Here is a 14,483-nt window from a genome sequence, read left to right on the forward strand (position 1 = left end):
TGAAACTGTGGATAAGTGGCTTACAGCTAGTCCCAGCGGGCCGTGCCCTGTTGAGAAACTGTGCATAGTAGTCCGAGGAGCCGATCGGGGGGTGTGGGCAAATCCCTTGATATTCTGCGGATCCACAGGTGAGGTGAAGTTGTCCTCAGCAGAGTTACCGTTGTTCGACCAGTTATCCACAGAGCTATCCACACCTGTTAATACCACTGGTGTGGTTAGGCGTCTTTCCGGCGATGTTTGATCCGGTTGGTCAATTCAGTGACCTGGTTGAAGATGGCTCGGCGCTCAGCCATCAACTCGCGGATCTTACGGTCCGCGTGGATCACAGTGGTGTGGTCCCGACCGCCGAGTTCCTGGCCAATTTTTGGCAGAGACATGTCTGTCAGTTCCCTACAGAGGTACATGGCAATTTGCCGCGCTGTGACCAAGGTCCTGGTGCGGGACTTACTGCAGAGCTCTTCCATGCTGATCTGAAAGTAGTCGGCGGTTTGGGCCATGATGACCGCTGAGGTGATCTCCTGGGCGCCGTCGTCAGTAATCAGATCCTTGAGCACTACTTCTGCGAGTGTGACATCGACTGGTTGGCGGTTGAGGCTCGCGAAGGCGGTGACCCGGATCAGCGCTCCCTCGAGTTCACGGATGTTGGTGGAAATTTTCGAGGCGATGTACTCAAGCACGTCGTCGGGCGCGCTCATACCTTCGCTGATGGCTTTCTTTCGCAGAATAGCGATTCGGGTTTCCAGTTCGGGAGGCTGAATATCCGTCAGAAGGCCCCACTCGAACCGTGACCGCATACGTTCCTCGAACCCCGATAGTTGTTTTGGGGGCAGGTCAGAGGTGATAACAACTTGCTTGTTGTGATTGTGAAGGGCGTTGAAAGTGTGGAAGAACTCTTCCTGGGTCCGGTCCTTTCCCGAAAGGAACTGGATATCGTCGATCAGGAGGATGTCCACGTTTCGATAGGTCTGTTTGAAACTTGTGCCCTCGTCATCCCTGATGGAGTTGATGAAGTCGTTGGTGAACTCCTCCGAATTGACGTACCGGACGCGGATACCGGTGTAGAGGTGCCGGGCATAATGGCCGATCGCATGTAGAAGGTGGGTCTTACCCAGTCCCGAATCCCCGTAGATGAAGAGGGGGTTGTAGGCCTTCGCTGGTGCTTCGGCGACAGCGACGGCCGCTGCGTGCGCAAATCGATTGGATGAACCAATGACGAAGGTGTCGAAAATGTACTTTGGATTGAGCCGGCCAAACTCATGAGAGTTACTTGGCAGAGTCGGAGCCGGTTTAACTTCATCGCGCGCAGGCTCCGTCATCGGAACGGGTTCGGCTTCTTCCACCTCGACGGGAGTCAACTCCGGGTCGATGACAAAGGCGCACTGCAAGTCCTCACGGAATACAGCCCGCAGGGCTTCATCCAGGGCGGCCTTCAGGTGTGTCTGGAGGACTTCACGGGTGAGCTCGTTGGGAACAGCAACTAGGAGGGTAGTTCCGATCAGCCCCTGTGCCTGGGCCAACACCACGAACCCCCGCTGCCGGGGGGTAACCCTCTCGTCGTGTTCCAGAGTGCGAATGACCTTGCGCCAGGAACTCCCTACGTCATTTATCTCGTCCGGGCCCACAAAAAACCTCTCCACCATGTCCATTGAAAATGGCCATCATCCACAGAGTTATGCACAGCTAGTGGATAAATGACCCTTGGGCAAGACTAGAGGATGGGTAGTGCAGAAGATAGCTGGTCTCCGGGGCCCTTTAGACGGTTAGGGGAGGACACCAGGGGACGTTCCGGGCGCGGAAATCCCGGGTTGTCCACAGAGCAAAGGAGTTAACCCACGGCGCAGCAAGATCCCCCGGTTTGACTGGCGTGGGAGCGGTCGCCTAACGTTATGTAGTCCTATATGTCTGCATTCTGCATGCCTGCACATCGGTTTCATCAAGTGAAACGTGCCGGTCTCTGCTCCATCCGCAGGCATCAAACGTCGAATCGCCAGTCTGTTCTTCCCCCTTGTAGCAACGGACCGGACGCATCCTAAGATTGTCTTGGAGTAAATACAGTGAGCAAGCGGACCTTTCAGCCGAATAACCGCCGCCGGGCTAAGAAGCACGGTTTTCGCCTTCGGATGCGCACCCGCGCTGGCCGAGCCATCCTTTCAGCACGCCGCGGCAAAGGCCGCACCGAGCTGTCGGCCTAAACAGGCCCAGCTAGTTTGACGAAGCCTCGGGCCAGCCTGGCAGCACGCCATGCCACAGCAGTCCGATTGTTCGGGGCGTCCTGATGTTGTCACGCATCAACAGGGTCCGAACGGCTTCAGATTTCACCCACACCGTACGTTCCGGCTCCCGCTCTGGGCGCCGGAACTTGGTGTTGTATGCGGCACCCATTCCCGGGGCGGATCCGAGCAGGTTCGGATTCATCGTTTCCAAGGGTGTGGGGAACGCAGTGACACGAAACCTCGTTAAGAGGAGACTAAGACAAATGGCTTCGTCAGCCTTATCCCGGCATCCCAGTGGACTTGCCGTGGTGGTGAGGGCGCTGCCGCCTGCCGCTGACGCAACCTGGAGTCAGCTCGCTAGCGACTTCGACCGGGCCTTTGACTCGGTATCCAGCAGGAAGAGAGGCAGCACATGACGACCGCTGCCCCGCGTGTTTCCCCGCTGCGCGAACTACCAGCCACGTGCATGATTGCAGTACTGAAGGCATACCGGGTGGTCATCTCCCCTCTCTATGGCCAGGTGTGCAGATTTTTCCCTTCGTGCTCGGCCTATGCGCTCGAAGCCGTGACAGTCCACGGCGCCGTCCGGGGTAGTGCCCTTGCCGCCCGGCGGGTCTGCCGTTGCCACCCCTGGAATGATGGTGGGGTGGATCATGTGCCTGCAGGCGGCCGGTCCTTCCCCGATGGAAAAGTACCCAAAATTGTTGTGCTGAATCATCCTGTGATTCCCGCTGATGACGAGAGCCGCTCGGCGGCCTGAGGAGCAAATAGCTATGGATTTCTTCAATACCATCCTCTTCCCGTTCCAGTGGTTGGTGTCATGGATCATGACGTTCTTCCACGACGGCTTCACCTTTATGGGGATGGATGCGGCGTCCGGCTGGACGTGGACGCTGTCCATTGTGGGGCTCGTCGTCGTCATCCGTGCTGCCCTCATTCCTGTTTTCGTCAAACAGATCAAGGCCCAACGCGGAATGCAGGCGCTGCAACCGGATCTGAGGAAACTCCAGAAGAAGTACAAGGGCAAGACTGACCAGCTGTCGCGTCAGGCAATGACCCAGGAACAGATGGCGCTGTACAAGAAGCACGGGACCAACCCGTTTGCCGCCTGCCTGCCGATCCTGATCCAGATGCCGTTCTTCTTTGCGCTCTTCACTGTGCTCAACGGTGTGTCGCGAGCCTCGGAGACGGGCGACACCATCGGCGAGATGACGGCTCAGGAGGTAGTCCAGTTCGATGACGCCGAGATTTTCGGCGCCCCATTGTCCTCGACATTCCTGGGCAGTTTCGGGGACAACGCCAACGTCAGCGTGATCATCCTGTCAGTGATCATGATTCTGGCCATGACCGCTTCGCAGTTCATCACGCAGAAGCAGATTATGGCCAAGAATATGTCTGAAGAAGCCATGCAGAGCCCTTTCATGCGCCAGCAGAAACTGATGCTCTATATCCTCCCGCTGGTCTTCGGTATCGGTGGTATCAACTTCCCGATCGGTGTTTTGATCTACTGGACCACCACGAACATCTGGACCATGGCACAGCAGTTCTATGTCATTCGCCGGATGCCTACACCCGGGTCACCTGCCGCCAAGGCACTTGCCGAGCGACGCGCCAAAAAAGGCCTTCCGATGATGCCCCTTCTCGGGGAGAAGAAGGCCGATCCGGTACCCGAAGAGGTCATCGAGACCAAGGGACAGCGTACTCAGCCCCAGCGCAAGAACAGGAAGAAAAAATGACCGTCGAGAATGTTCCCGAGACCGCCCCTGACGAAACTGTCGACAGTGTCGAAGTAGGTACCGACTCCTCGGCGACGGTCAGCCGCCTTGAGGATGAGGGAGACGTCGCCGCGGATTATCTTGAGGAGCTCCTTGATATCGCCGATATTGACGGGGACATCGACATCGAGGTAAGGAACGGCCGAACCTATATTTCGATTGTCTCCGAAGACCCGGCCAGTGGGTCCCTCAGCGGCCTGGTCGGGAAGGATGGCGAAGTACTCGAGGCGCTGCAGGAACTTGCCCGATTGTCCGTATTGACCTCGACCGACAATCGCTCGCGGCTGGTCCTCGACATTGACGGCTTCCGTGAGGTGCGGGGCAAGGAACTGCGCAACATAGCTCTCGAAGCTGTCACCAAGGTCAAGGAATCGGGCGAGGAAGTCGCACTGGAGCCGATGTCAGCTTACGAACGGAAGATCGTGCACGACGTCGTGGCCGAGCTTGGATCTATCAGCGAGTCCGAGGGTGAGGGCTCCGGCCGGCACATCGTCGTCTCGCCCGCCGGCTCCTAGCACGCTGGTAGCAGGCCGATACAGGGTGGAAATGACTGAAGCGGAACTCAACGCCGCGCGGACGATCTTCGGCGAGCGGCTGGATCTTGCCGAGCGGTTTGTTGAGCATCTCGCCACGACTGGGATTGAACGGGGACTACTCGGCCCGAGGGAAGTCCCCCGGCTATGGAGCCGCCACGTACTTAACTGCGCTGTCACTGCGGAACTTTTCCCCGCCGGTGCATCAGTCGCTGATGTCGGCAGCGGGGCGGGCCTGCCCGGCGTGGCGTTGGCGATTGCCCGACCCGACCTCACCTTTACGCTCATTGAACCACTCGAACGCCGGGTGACGTGGCTAAAGGAAGTGGTCGAGGATCTTGAACTCGAGAATGTTGTGGTCTTTCGTGGGCGTGCCGAGGAAGCCGTCGGTAAGGTGACAGCGAACGTGGTGACGGCACGGGCCGTTTCGGCACTGGGCGGTCTTGCGGCGATGACCATACCGATTCTGGCCGGAACCGGTCAGGTGCTTGCGATCAAGGGACAGAGTGCTGCTGAGGAAGTCACCAAGGCTGCGAAACTGATCCGCAAGCTGGGTGGCAGGAAAACTGTAGTGCTTCAGGTCGGCGACGGACTTCTTGAACAACCCACGACTGTCGTCCGCATTACTGTTGGGCAGTAGCGGTAAGCCCCTGGAATGTTCTTCGCAACCGGCCGTTTCACGGCTGGTTCGCCAGGGTCACCGGCTACTCTAGAAGGACCGGCCCGGCATGTTGAAAGCGAGTTATCCCGCGTGACCACGAAAGACAATGCAAGGCGTAATCAGTCTTTGATGTCCGCAGGCTCTTCTCTCGCTGTCACTCTCAGGGAAATTCAACCGGAAGTGTTTGCAGACCCGGCCAATATGGGCATTGTTTCACGTGAAACAACCTTCATGGTCACCAACCCCAAGCCGGCAACAGTAGCTTCTGCTCCGATGAAGACCACTAGCGCAGCATCAAGGAATGTCATGGACGCGATGGACGACAGCACACCGCTGGCCCGTGAACTCGCCAGCGAAAACCGGCGTCGGGAGAAGCTGAATGGGCGCAGTCTCCCTCGACCGGGAACTACCCGCGTACTGACGGTGAGCAACCAAAAAGGCGGTGTGGGAAAGACCACGACAACCGTGAATATCGCCGCCGCGCTAGCCGCAGCCGGTCTGAATGTCCTGGTGATTGATATCGATCCACAGGGCAATGCCTCGACAGCGCTGGGGGTGCCCCACCATGCCGAAGTCGACAGTATCTATGATGTCCTGATCGATGACCTCCCATTAAGTGATGTAGTAGTCGCTTGCCCCGATGTGCCAAATCTTTTGTGTGCGCCGGCAACAATCCACCTTGCCGGTGCAGAGATTGAACTGGTCTCCCTCGTCGCAAGGGAACAACGGCTGCGACGCGCAATCGATCTCTATGCACAGGATCGCGCCAGCCAGGGGGACGAACGATTGGACTATGTGTTCATCGATTGCCCACCCAGTCTTGGCCTGTTGACCGTCAATGCCTTTGTCGCTGCCAAGGAAGTACTGATCCCGATTCAATGCGAGTACTACGCGTTGGAGGGCCTGAGTCAGCTGCTGAAGAACATTGAGATGATTCAGAAGCATCTCAATGCTGACCTCGTGGTGTCGACAATCCTCCTCACCATGTACGACGGTAGAACCAACCTGGCTGCCCAGGTGGCCGCCGAGGTGCGTGAACACTTCCCGAAACAGGTTCTAAAGGCGGTAGTTCCCCGGTCTGTGAGAATCTCGGAAGCACCTAGTTACCAACAGACTGTGATGACATACGACCCGTCGTCCAGTGGAGCACTCTCCTACCTTGAAGCTGCCTCAGAAATTGCCGAACGCGGATAGCCCGCTTCAACTACATTGCTCGCCACCCGCAGTAGGGTGGACCTAGCTATTCACACGATGCAGATTGTTTCTGCGCTCTTGAAGGGACCTGTCATGGCTGAGAAGCGACGCGGTTTGGGACGTGGGCTGGGAGCGCTCATCCCAAGTGCTCCTGTAGAGACACCGGATGAAGCCGATGAAACAGTGGCGCCAAGGAATGGCCGGCCAGCTGACCTGTTCTTCCCCGCAGCCCCACAACGGGCCGCCACCGAGGCCGGCGCTTCAGAAGTACCGGCGCGGTCCACCAGGAACTACGCGGGAATCAACAAGGACGCCCTCAAGGCTCCCACCAGGGCTCCAAAACGGGCAGCACAGCGTAAGGCAGCCGGAAACTCCGCCTCCTCCCCAGAGGCTCTGAAGCCTGCAATCAGCCCGGACCCTGGAACGCCGGAAGTAGGTCCAGAGGCTGGAGTGATAGCCGTGTCTCCCGCGTCTGAGCCAGCTCTCTCGAACGGCACGACAAGCGGCGGATCTCCCGGCGAGACTCAGGTCGAAGCCCAGGGTCGGCCAAGTCCTGAACAAGGCGACGATTTCCCCCTGGAATCCGCCGAGGTGGAGGACAAGGTGAAGACGGAGGACGTTTCACGTGAAACAACGAGGCCGGGCGCCGATTCCCACCTCGTGGCGGTTCCAGGCGCAACGTTTGCTGAGATCCCCGTTGGTCTGATTCACGCAAACCGTAAGCAGCCCCGTAGCGTTTTCGATGACGACGAGATGGCCGAACTCGTTAATTCGATTCGTGAGATCGGTGTGCTGCAGCCCATTGTGGTGCGTCCTTCCACGGAAGGCGGTGATCAGCCATACGAATTGGTGATGGGTGAGCGGCGTTGGCGCGCGACCCGCGAGGCCGGTTTCGCTGTGGTTCCCGCTATCATCCGCTCCACGACGGACGACGATCTACTCAGGGATGCTCTCCTGGAGAATTTGCACCGTAGTCAACTGAATCCGCTTGAGGAAGCAGCTGCCTACCAGCAGTTGTTGGACGATTTCGGATGTTCTCATGAAGAGCTGGCCGAGCGTATCGGCCGGTCACGCCCTCAAATTTCAAACACTCTTCGATTGATGAAGTTGCCGCCGTTGGTGCAACGGCGGCTCGCGGCAGGGGTCATTTCGGCCGGCCACGCGCGGGCCCTGCTCGGTTTGAGCGACCAGGTGGAGATGGAGAAGCTAGCCCAGAAGATTGTGGCTGAGGGACTCTCAGTGAGAACCACTGAGGAATTGGTCTCAATGAACGACGGGCTCAGGCGGCCGGTGAAACCCAATAGCCCTCGCGCGGGAGCGCGTCACGAGCGCCTGGACTATTTGGCCACGTCGCTCTCTGATCGACTTGATACGAGTGTAAAGATCACACTAGGTGCCCGGAAGGGCAAGGTAAGCATCGAGTTCGCCAGCGTGGATGATCTCAATCGCATCATGGGTGTTCTGGGAACGACACCATCGGCCTGATTGCGCCTCAGAGGGCATAGTTTCACGTGAAACAGCCTGCATCATGGGCACACGACGGTTGCCTACTCTGTGCTGGTGAAGTCGGCGTGTTCCACGTGAAACAGACGTGGAGGGCACCAAGATCTCGCCGGGATCACCTCCTGGACTCTGGATGAGGCATTCGCTCAGGAGGCATCAATTGAGAATTGCCGTCGCCCCAAATTTAGAGTGAAATGCCGAACGTATCGGGTAACGACGAACTGATTTGGGGCAGATATCTCCGTCTCTTCAAAGCATCTACTCAAGTCCTGATTAATCCTCGTGATTCACCACCTTGAGGGGAGCCTATAGCGTGATCCCTTTCCACTTGAACGTGTTTATGTGTGTGTTTCACGTGAAACGGAAGCGATCGGTAAACGGATCAGATCGGTGACCGTACCTATTGAGCGCCACATTCCCTCGGGTCGGTTCGGGATCCAGCAGGTGGAGTACTGTGGGCGCTCCAACTCCTCTTCGACCTGTTTGGGGTTGCGTCAACGAGGGACCATCCCCCTTCTTTGAGATAGCCATAGCTATCAGCAACACACAAGTGGGCCGCCAATTCGGTGTTGACGCATTGGGTCCGGAACTTCGAAGGGCGGGTCCCGACAATGTTTCACGTGAAGCCGACCAATGTCGGGCAGAAACCATGCCCCAGGGTCAAGAGTAGGACGGGCAACCTTGTGTCGGGCGTCATATTCAATTCGCCATGTGGTTTGAGAAGCCCTTCCCTCGAATCCTGAAGTGAGATCCGTTGCGATGGAGTCCACACGCCCACTTCGAAAGTTTCACGTGAAACACGACCATCCCCCAGCCGCGGTAACCGCGAACGCTCTACGGGGCAGCGGTGGCCGAGCCTTAGGCATCGTTGTGCTGGTTCCTCAATCAAGAACAGACCGAGCCGTTTCCCTTGTTCAGTGTCGCCTTCTGATTTTCCAGTCCGCTGATAGCGTTCCTCGCTACAACGCGGAGAACCATTAGCCTGACAGGAACGGCGTGGTCCGCAGCCATTGCGCCCTTCGCGGGAAATGCTATCCAACAAGGCCTGGATGGTGTCCGGGCCACGTGGCGGAGTGCGCCCCCTGTGTCACAGGATGGTCCCTCCTGAGGAAGGCGGGCTTCGATTGTCGTCACGATGGCCGCAGCATGGACGGTACCCGTTGAGCACACAAATGTCCTGGTTGTCCGGCGACCGGTTCGACCAACCGGGGTCGGATTGCCGAATCTAATGGCCCATCCCTTGCCGTCTGCGACGCTGTAAGCGCGGTATGCGGACGTAAAGCCCGTTCGGGCTGGTTGCCGGTCAAAGGTTTAACGTGAAACTGGCCAAACGGCGTCCCAGAGGTCGCACTTTCGGGCTCTATCATCCGAATCGCAGAAAGGCGCAATTACGGGAACACGTGCACTGTGGGCTCGTGGACTTCGGCTACAAATTGTTTTGCTTCCAAGAGGCGCTTTTGCCATCACTGGAACTCAAGTGATCAGGTAGGTGCCAGCATGTCGTTTCACGTGAAACATGAGACTTAACGGACTGAGCCATCGCCCCCCTCGAGGAGGCGATGGCTCAGTTGACACGGCTTAGTTGGAACGTGGATCCGGGTGGGACGAATCCGGTTTACTTCAGGAAATCTGCGAACTCCTGCTCGATGACCTGCTTTGGCTTGGCCCCGATGGATTGGGCAGCAACGACTCCATCTTTGAAAACGTAGACGGCAGGGATCGAAGTGATGCCATACTTGGCTGCAGTCGCAGGATTGTCATCGACGTTCAGTTTGACTACATCAACCTTTTCCGAATGTTCTCCAGCTATCTCGTCGAGGATGGGTGACAGTTTGCGGCAAGGGCCACACCACTCCGCCCAAAAGTCGACGAGGACTGGCTTGCTGGCCTGCAAGACGTCGGCTTCGAATGAGGCATCAGTAACTTCTTTAGCGGTCATAGTGCTTCTCCTAGGTTGGGGCTGAATACGCGTGCTTCTTCAGAGACTTTTTCCGCGGGCGGGGTTGGGACCGCCGCGGCGGTCTCCACTGAATCGCCGAGGTCAGCGAGATAATGTTCAACGTCAAGGGCTGCAACGCACCCGGATCCGGACGCCGTGATTGCCTGCCGATAGGTGGGGTCGATGACGTCCCCAGCAGCAAAGACCCCTGGGATTGAGGTCTTGGACGTGCGTCCCTGGACGGCAATGGTCCCCTCGGAGGTCAGCTCCAGCAGGTCCTTGACAAGTTCAACACGAGGATCATTGCCTATAGCAACGAAAACACCGGTCACCGCAAGTTGTTGGGTTGAGTCGTCGACGGTGCTCCCTAGCCGCAGGCCTGTTACCTTGGCTTCGCCGTCGATTCCAATCACTTCCGAGTTCCAGATGAAACGGATCTTCTCATGATTGAGGGCACGGTCCTGCATGATCTTGGAGGCGCGAAGAGATTCGCGGCGGTGAACAACAGTGACAGTCCGGGCGAACTTGGTCAGGAAGAGTGCTTCCTCCATGGCTGAGTCGCCTCCGCCAATGACGGCGATGTCCTGATCCTTGAAGAAGAACCCGTCACAGGTGGCACACCAGCTGACACCGTGACCGGACAGGCGTTTCTCGTCGTCAAGACCCAACTCACGGTATTCCGAGCCGGTGGAGATAATGACCGACCGCGCCAGGTAGGTCTCACCCGTTCCGATGGTGACCTTTTTGACCAGCCCGTCCAGCTCGAGGGCTGTGACGTCCTCAAACAGGATCTCGGTCCCGAAACGGACGGCCTGCTTCTCGAACTGTTCCATTAGGTCCGGGCCCATGACACCCTCAGGGAATCCCGGGTAGTTCTCCACATCGGTGGTGTTCATCAGTTCACCGCCAGCCTTGACTGAGCTGGCAATCATCAGAGGTTCCAGGTTGGCACGCGCGGTGTACACAGCTGCTGTGTAGCCGGCGGGTCCTGAACCCACGATGATCACGTCGTGGATCTTCTGTGATTCGTTGCTGGTCATTCCGGACGTGCCGGTTTCTATACTCACGGGTTTGGTGGACCTTCCTTTGTTGACACCACAACAGTAGCCCTACGGGGTGATGAAGCGGTTACTGATAAGAACCGCCCCATGGTTCAGCTTATTCCGTCCTCGCCCGGGGGGTGTCAACAAGGGATGGTGAGGCTAGGAGGCGCTGATTTCAGCAATCCGGACGCCCCAGGGGAACACTGCCTGCACATTGGTCAGGCGTGGAAGTTGGGTCAGGTTCACGATGATGTACTGCGCGGTCGCGGGCTCACCGTCGGCAGTGGGCGGTACAGGGATGTTGATGGTGGGTCCGGTGAACGAACTCTGCGCAATCTGCTCAGCACCGTCGAGCGAGGGTTCGTCGTTGAGGAGGACGGTGAAGCTGCCCCCCGAGCCGTTGAGCTGTTCGATCTGAATCTGGCTGATGGTCGACTCTTCCTCAAGTTCGACGACGAGGGCCATGTTCTGGGCGAGGCCGCCAAAGGTTTCGTTGGCGTAGACCAGGCTTCCCCAGAAACTACCGGGATTGCCGTCAATGATGAGGGGCAGGTCGCCGTCGCCTTCGGCGTTGAGCTCAGCGTTATCGGGGACGAGCCTGGTAACACCAGTGGGTACGGGATCGACTGGTTCGGCTGTTGGCTCGGCGCTGTCTGTCTCGTCCTCGGAGGGTGTCGTCGTCCCATCCTCGGTCGGTTCGGCAGCCTGGGTAGTGGTGGTACCCGGTCCCGCCGCAGGATCCGGAGAGAAGAAACCGCTGAGCTGGTTAACGGCCAACGCGACAACAGTGACCAGAATGATGGTCAGCACTACCCCGACAAGGACTCTTGTGTACTTTGGGTTGTTCCCGCGGTCGTCGTCTTCCTCAGACTCGTCGTACTCGTCATAGTAGTCGCCCGCAGGTGCGCCGGTCGCTGCTGCGGCAGGAAAATGAGACGCGGCACGGCCGGTCTGGTCGGCCCGCGAATTTCCGGAATCGGCGTCGTAGTCCTGATCGGACCAGAGCGATACTTTCGGCTGGCCCTCACCGCTGGTGCCTCCCGCAGCGACCCGGGGTGCTGACGCTGGGGGCGGGGGCACCTGGGACGCAGGGGCCGGTGAACTGGACGGGGCTGCCCCGGATGCCGCTGCGCCCGCGGCCACTCCCGCAGCTCCGGCTGCTGGAGCAGCTTTGCCGAACTTCGGCAGCCGGGCCTTTGACAGGCGGGACTTCCTGGCGGGTCGGTCCTCTTCCTCGTCGGGTCCGTAGTCATCGTCGTCGTCGTCGTCGTACAGTTCGGGTTCGGTAGACCGTGGTCCACCAAAAATTTCAGACCCAAGGGTGTCGGTGAAGAACGGCTCGACAAACGGAGCATCCTGGGGAACAACGAGATCCAGCAGATCGGCCGGCGATGCGCGGTTGGTTACCAGGTAGGTGCTTTCGTCAGTGACACCCAGATCCAGGACCTGAATATTGCCGGCGCGTTCACCGGTGGCAACCTCACGGGCGGTGGCGGCGATCTGGTCAGCGTTGGAGGTCGAGGCCACCAGGATACTCACGGGCCGGTTGAGGACCTGATCCATACCGTCGAGCACGAGATCCCGGTCAGCAGAAGCCAGTACGTAGGCGGTGACCTTATAGCGGCCCCCCAATACTGAACCAACGTCTACTGGTTGTGGCACGTGTTCCTCCCGCGGAATGGTTGGATTGTCGGGTGTTGAACGGCTTTTCCGACCAACACCTCAAAAGAACTGCAGATGATTCCTACCAATGCTACCGGTCAGTCCGGCTGATACCCGGGTTTTGCCTGCGCACGCCGGGACTGGGTTCACTGAGCTTTGCTAAACCTCGCAAGCAGGGGGGCCAAAAATTCGTCCAGTTCCTTGATCCTCAGGACCTTCAGCATGGCCAGGTACACGCCTGCCATCAGAATCCCGCAGATCCCGAGCACCATGAACGCAGCGGGTACCGACTGCCAGACGAAACCCTCCGGGGCATACCCGCCGAAGAGCCACAACGCGCCGGCGCCGGCAGCGGCAGCGGCCATTCCGGCGAGAGCAAGGCGTACGTGCACGTCATACACATGCCCGGCACCATAGGAACCGATTTTGCGGACCAGGAACGTGTGGCTTACGACGACGGCGACCACGTTGCCCAGGGTGAAGCTGAGGGCGAGCAGCGGAACAATGTATTCGGGCGCGAAGGTCCCGGAGATGAGCGCCAGTCCTACGCCGACCACCGACAGAATGAGTTGGATTCTCAGCGGAGTGACAGCATCCTCGGCCGCATAGAACACCCGGTTGAGGAAGAAGTTTGCACTCAGGAAGGGGGCGCCGACGGCCAGTAAGGTAATGAGCACCGCGTTGAGCGCACCATCCGGACGTATCCCACCCGAGAACAGCATGCCCAAGGGCACCGCCAGCGCCAGGAGGACTGCGGCACCAAACACCGTTGCCACTCCCATGATGCGCAAACCGCGTGAGAGTGTCTCCTTGATCAACGCGAGATCATTGTTGCTGTGTGCGGCGGCCAGCTGGTTAAACATGACTGTGGCAATGGACAGCGCAATCACCGAATGGGGCAGCACGTACACCATGGTGCCGATGTCGAGGTTAAACGGCCCGGCGATTTGTTGTGGTGGTACGCGGGCGAGGTAGTCGGGGCGAGCTTCGGCGGCGATCGAGGCAACCCGGATATTGACCAGATACAGCCCATTTCCAACCAGCATGGTGATGATCGTGATGGACGCCAGTTTTCCGGTGCGGCCCAGTCCCACCCCGCGCCAACCGAAGGTTGGTTTGAGGCCGAGGCCAAGCTTCTTCAACGGCCAGAAGAGGACAAACGCCTGAATGACGATCCCGAGGGTGGTTCCGCCGGCCAGCAGGAGCGTCTGGGAGGAGGTCCATGATTCCGGCGTGTGGGTGCTGTCGAGCTGCGAACCCATCAGCACAATAAAGGCCACGAGCGCCGCAATGGAAACGATGTTGTTGGCGACCGGGGCCCACATGTAAGGGCCGAAGGACCCGTTGGCGTTGAGCACTTGGCCCACGATCGCGTAGAGGCCGTAGAAGAAGATCTGAGGCAGGCACCAGTAGGCGAAAATAGTGGCCAGCGCCAGGCGTTCACCGGAGAAATCGGTGACAAGCGTCATGATCAGCGGTGCTGCAAGCGTGACCAGGGCAGTCAGGACCAGTAGGACGATGACGGCCAGCGTGATCAATCGACTGATGAAATCTGCGCCGCGGTCCGGGCTTTGGGTGGCTTTGATGATCTGTGGCACCAGCACGGCATTGAACACCCCGCCGGCCACCATGAGATAGATGAAGTTCGGCAGACTGTTGGCGATGGAGAACGCATCCACCACACCCCCGGAGGCACCCAAGGCCGTCGCGAGGAGTGCCACGCGAACCAGTCCGAGCACTCTGGAGACGAGGGTTCCCGCGGCCATAATGGCGCTGGAGCGTGCTGTGGTATCCGGTGTCTCAGGAGGAGGGAACTTGCTACCGGCGTTGGTGGTGTGGGCTGCGGCGTCGCCAGGACGAACCGTGTGGCTGGGTAAAACCCCAGCATCCTGGACGGGAAGGGAGGCTGTATTTGAGTCCGACATCGTTGTCTATCGTCTCACCACTAGCCCGGCAGAGT

The 14,483-nt window shown here is 58.7% G+C and carries 13 protein-coding genes; 8 read left to right on the forward strand and 5 right to left on the reverse strand.

Going from position 1 to position 14,483, the window contains the following annotated elements; all coding sequences use genetic code 11:
* Positions 1 to 215: 215 nt before the first annotated feature.
* On the reverse strand, positions 216 to 1,640 hold the full coding sequence (gene dnaA / locus IWX62_RS01850) for a chromosomal replication initiator protein DnaA (protein ID WP_196839845.1): 1,425 nt from the start codon (positions 1,638 to 1,640) through the stop codon (positions 216 to 218).
* Between the two features lie 414 nt (positions 1,641 to 2,054).
* Between dnaA and rpmH the strand changes: the two genes are divergently transcribed.
* The 8 genes from rpmH to IWX62_RS01890 all read left to right on the forward strand — a co-directional run bounded on the left by rpmH (position 2,055) and on the right by IWX62_RS01890 (position 7,861).
* Positions 2,055 to 2,192, forward strand: a complete 138-nt coding sequence (gene rpmH / locus IWX62_RS01855) for a 50S ribosomal protein L34 (protein ID WP_022892375.1) — start codon at positions 2,055 to 2,057, stop codon at positions 2,190 to 2,192.
* An 83-nt stretch (positions 2,193 to 2,275) separates the two neighbouring features.
* Positions 2,276 to 2,629, forward strand: coding sequence for a ribonuclease P protein component (rnpA, locus tag IWX62_RS01860; RefSeq protein WP_196839647.1), 354 nt, complete (start codon positions 2,276 to 2,278; stop codon positions 2,627 to 2,629).
* The gene (yidD, locus tag IWX62_RS01865; protein WP_196839648.1) at positions 2,626 to 2,973 is read left to right on the forward strand and encodes a membrane protein insertion efficiency factor YidD; all 348 of its coding nucleotides are present in this window, start codon (positions 2,626 to 2,628) and stop codon (positions 2,971 to 2,973) included. The genes rnpA and yidD overlap by 4 nt, the downstream gene beginning before the upstream one ends.
* A 13-nt stretch (positions 2,974 to 2,986) precedes the next feature.
* The gene (yidC, locus tag IWX62_RS01870; RefSeq protein WP_196839649.1) at positions 2,987 to 3,949 is read left to right on the forward strand and encodes a membrane protein insertase YidC; all 963 of its coding nucleotides are present in this window, start codon (positions 2,987 to 2,989) and stop codon (positions 3,947 to 3,949) included.
* Positions 3,946 to 4,503: a Jag family protein gene (locus tag IWX62_RS01875; protein WP_196839650.1), complete on the forward strand. Its 558-nt coding sequence runs from the start codon at positions 3,946 to 3,948 to the stop codon at positions 4,501 to 4,503. The genes yidC and IWX62_RS01875 overlap by 4 nt, the downstream gene beginning before the upstream one ends.
* 31 nt (positions 4,504 to 4,534) lie before the next feature.
* A complete protein-coding gene (gene rsmG, locus IWX62_RS01880) occupies positions 4,535 to 5,161 on the forward strand; it encodes a 16S rRNA (guanine(527)-N(7))-methyltransferase RsmG (RefSeq protein WP_196839651.1) in 627 nt (208 codons plus the stop codon).
* 252 nt (positions 5,162 to 5,413) lie between these two features.
* Complete coding sequence (locus tag IWX62_RS01885; protein ID WP_333483166.1) at positions 5,414 to 6,376, forward strand: ParA family protein; 963 nt, start codon at positions 5,414 to 5,416, stop codon at positions 6,374 to 6,376.
* Between the two features lie 93 nt (positions 6,377 to 6,469).
* Complete coding sequence (locus tag IWX62_RS01890) at positions 6,470 to 7,861, forward strand: ParB/RepB/Spo0J family partition protein (protein ID WP_196839847.1); 1,392 nt, start codon at positions 6,470 to 6,472, stop codon at positions 7,859 to 7,861.
* Positions 7,862 to 9,494: 1,633 nt separating this feature from the next.
* Here the strand turns inward: IWX62_RS01890 and trxA are convergent.
* The 4 genes from trxA to murJ form a co-directional block, all read right to left on the reverse strand.
* A complete protein-coding gene (trxA, locus tag IWX62_RS01895; protein WP_196839652.1) occupies positions 9,495 to 9,818 on the reverse strand; it encodes a thioredoxin in 324 nt (107 codons plus the stop codon).
* Positions 9,815 to 10,858: a thioredoxin-disulfide reductase gene (trxB, locus tag IWX62_RS01900; RefSeq protein ID WP_196839848.1), complete on the reverse strand. Its 1,044-nt coding sequence runs from the start codon at positions 10,856 to 10,858 to the stop codon at positions 9,815 to 9,817. The genes trxA and trxB overlap by 4 nt, the downstream gene beginning before the upstream one ends.
* A 162-nt stretch (positions 10,859 to 11,020) precedes the next feature.
* Positions 11,021 to 12,523: an ABC transporter substrate-binding protein gene (locus tag IWX62_RS01905; protein ID WP_196839653.1), complete on the reverse strand. Its 1,503-nt coding sequence runs from the start codon at positions 12,521 to 12,523 to the stop codon at positions 11,021 to 11,023.
* 146 nt (positions 12,524 to 12,669) lie between these two features.
* Positions 12,670 to 14,448 carry a murein biosynthesis integral membrane protein MurJ gene (gene murJ / locus IWX62_RS01910; protein ID WP_196839654.1) on the reverse strand — a complete coding sequence of 593 codons (1,779 nt, stop codon included), beginning with the start codon at positions 14,446 to 14,448 and terminating at the stop codon, positions 12,670 to 12,672.
* Between the last annotated feature and the right edge of the window lie 35 nt (positions 14,449 to 14,483).

It is taken from the genome of Arthrobacter sp. CAN_A1 (assembly GCF_015751665.1).
Taxonomy (GTDB): Bacteria; Actinomycetota; Actinomycetes; order Actinomycetales; family Micrococcaceae; genus Arthrobacter_D.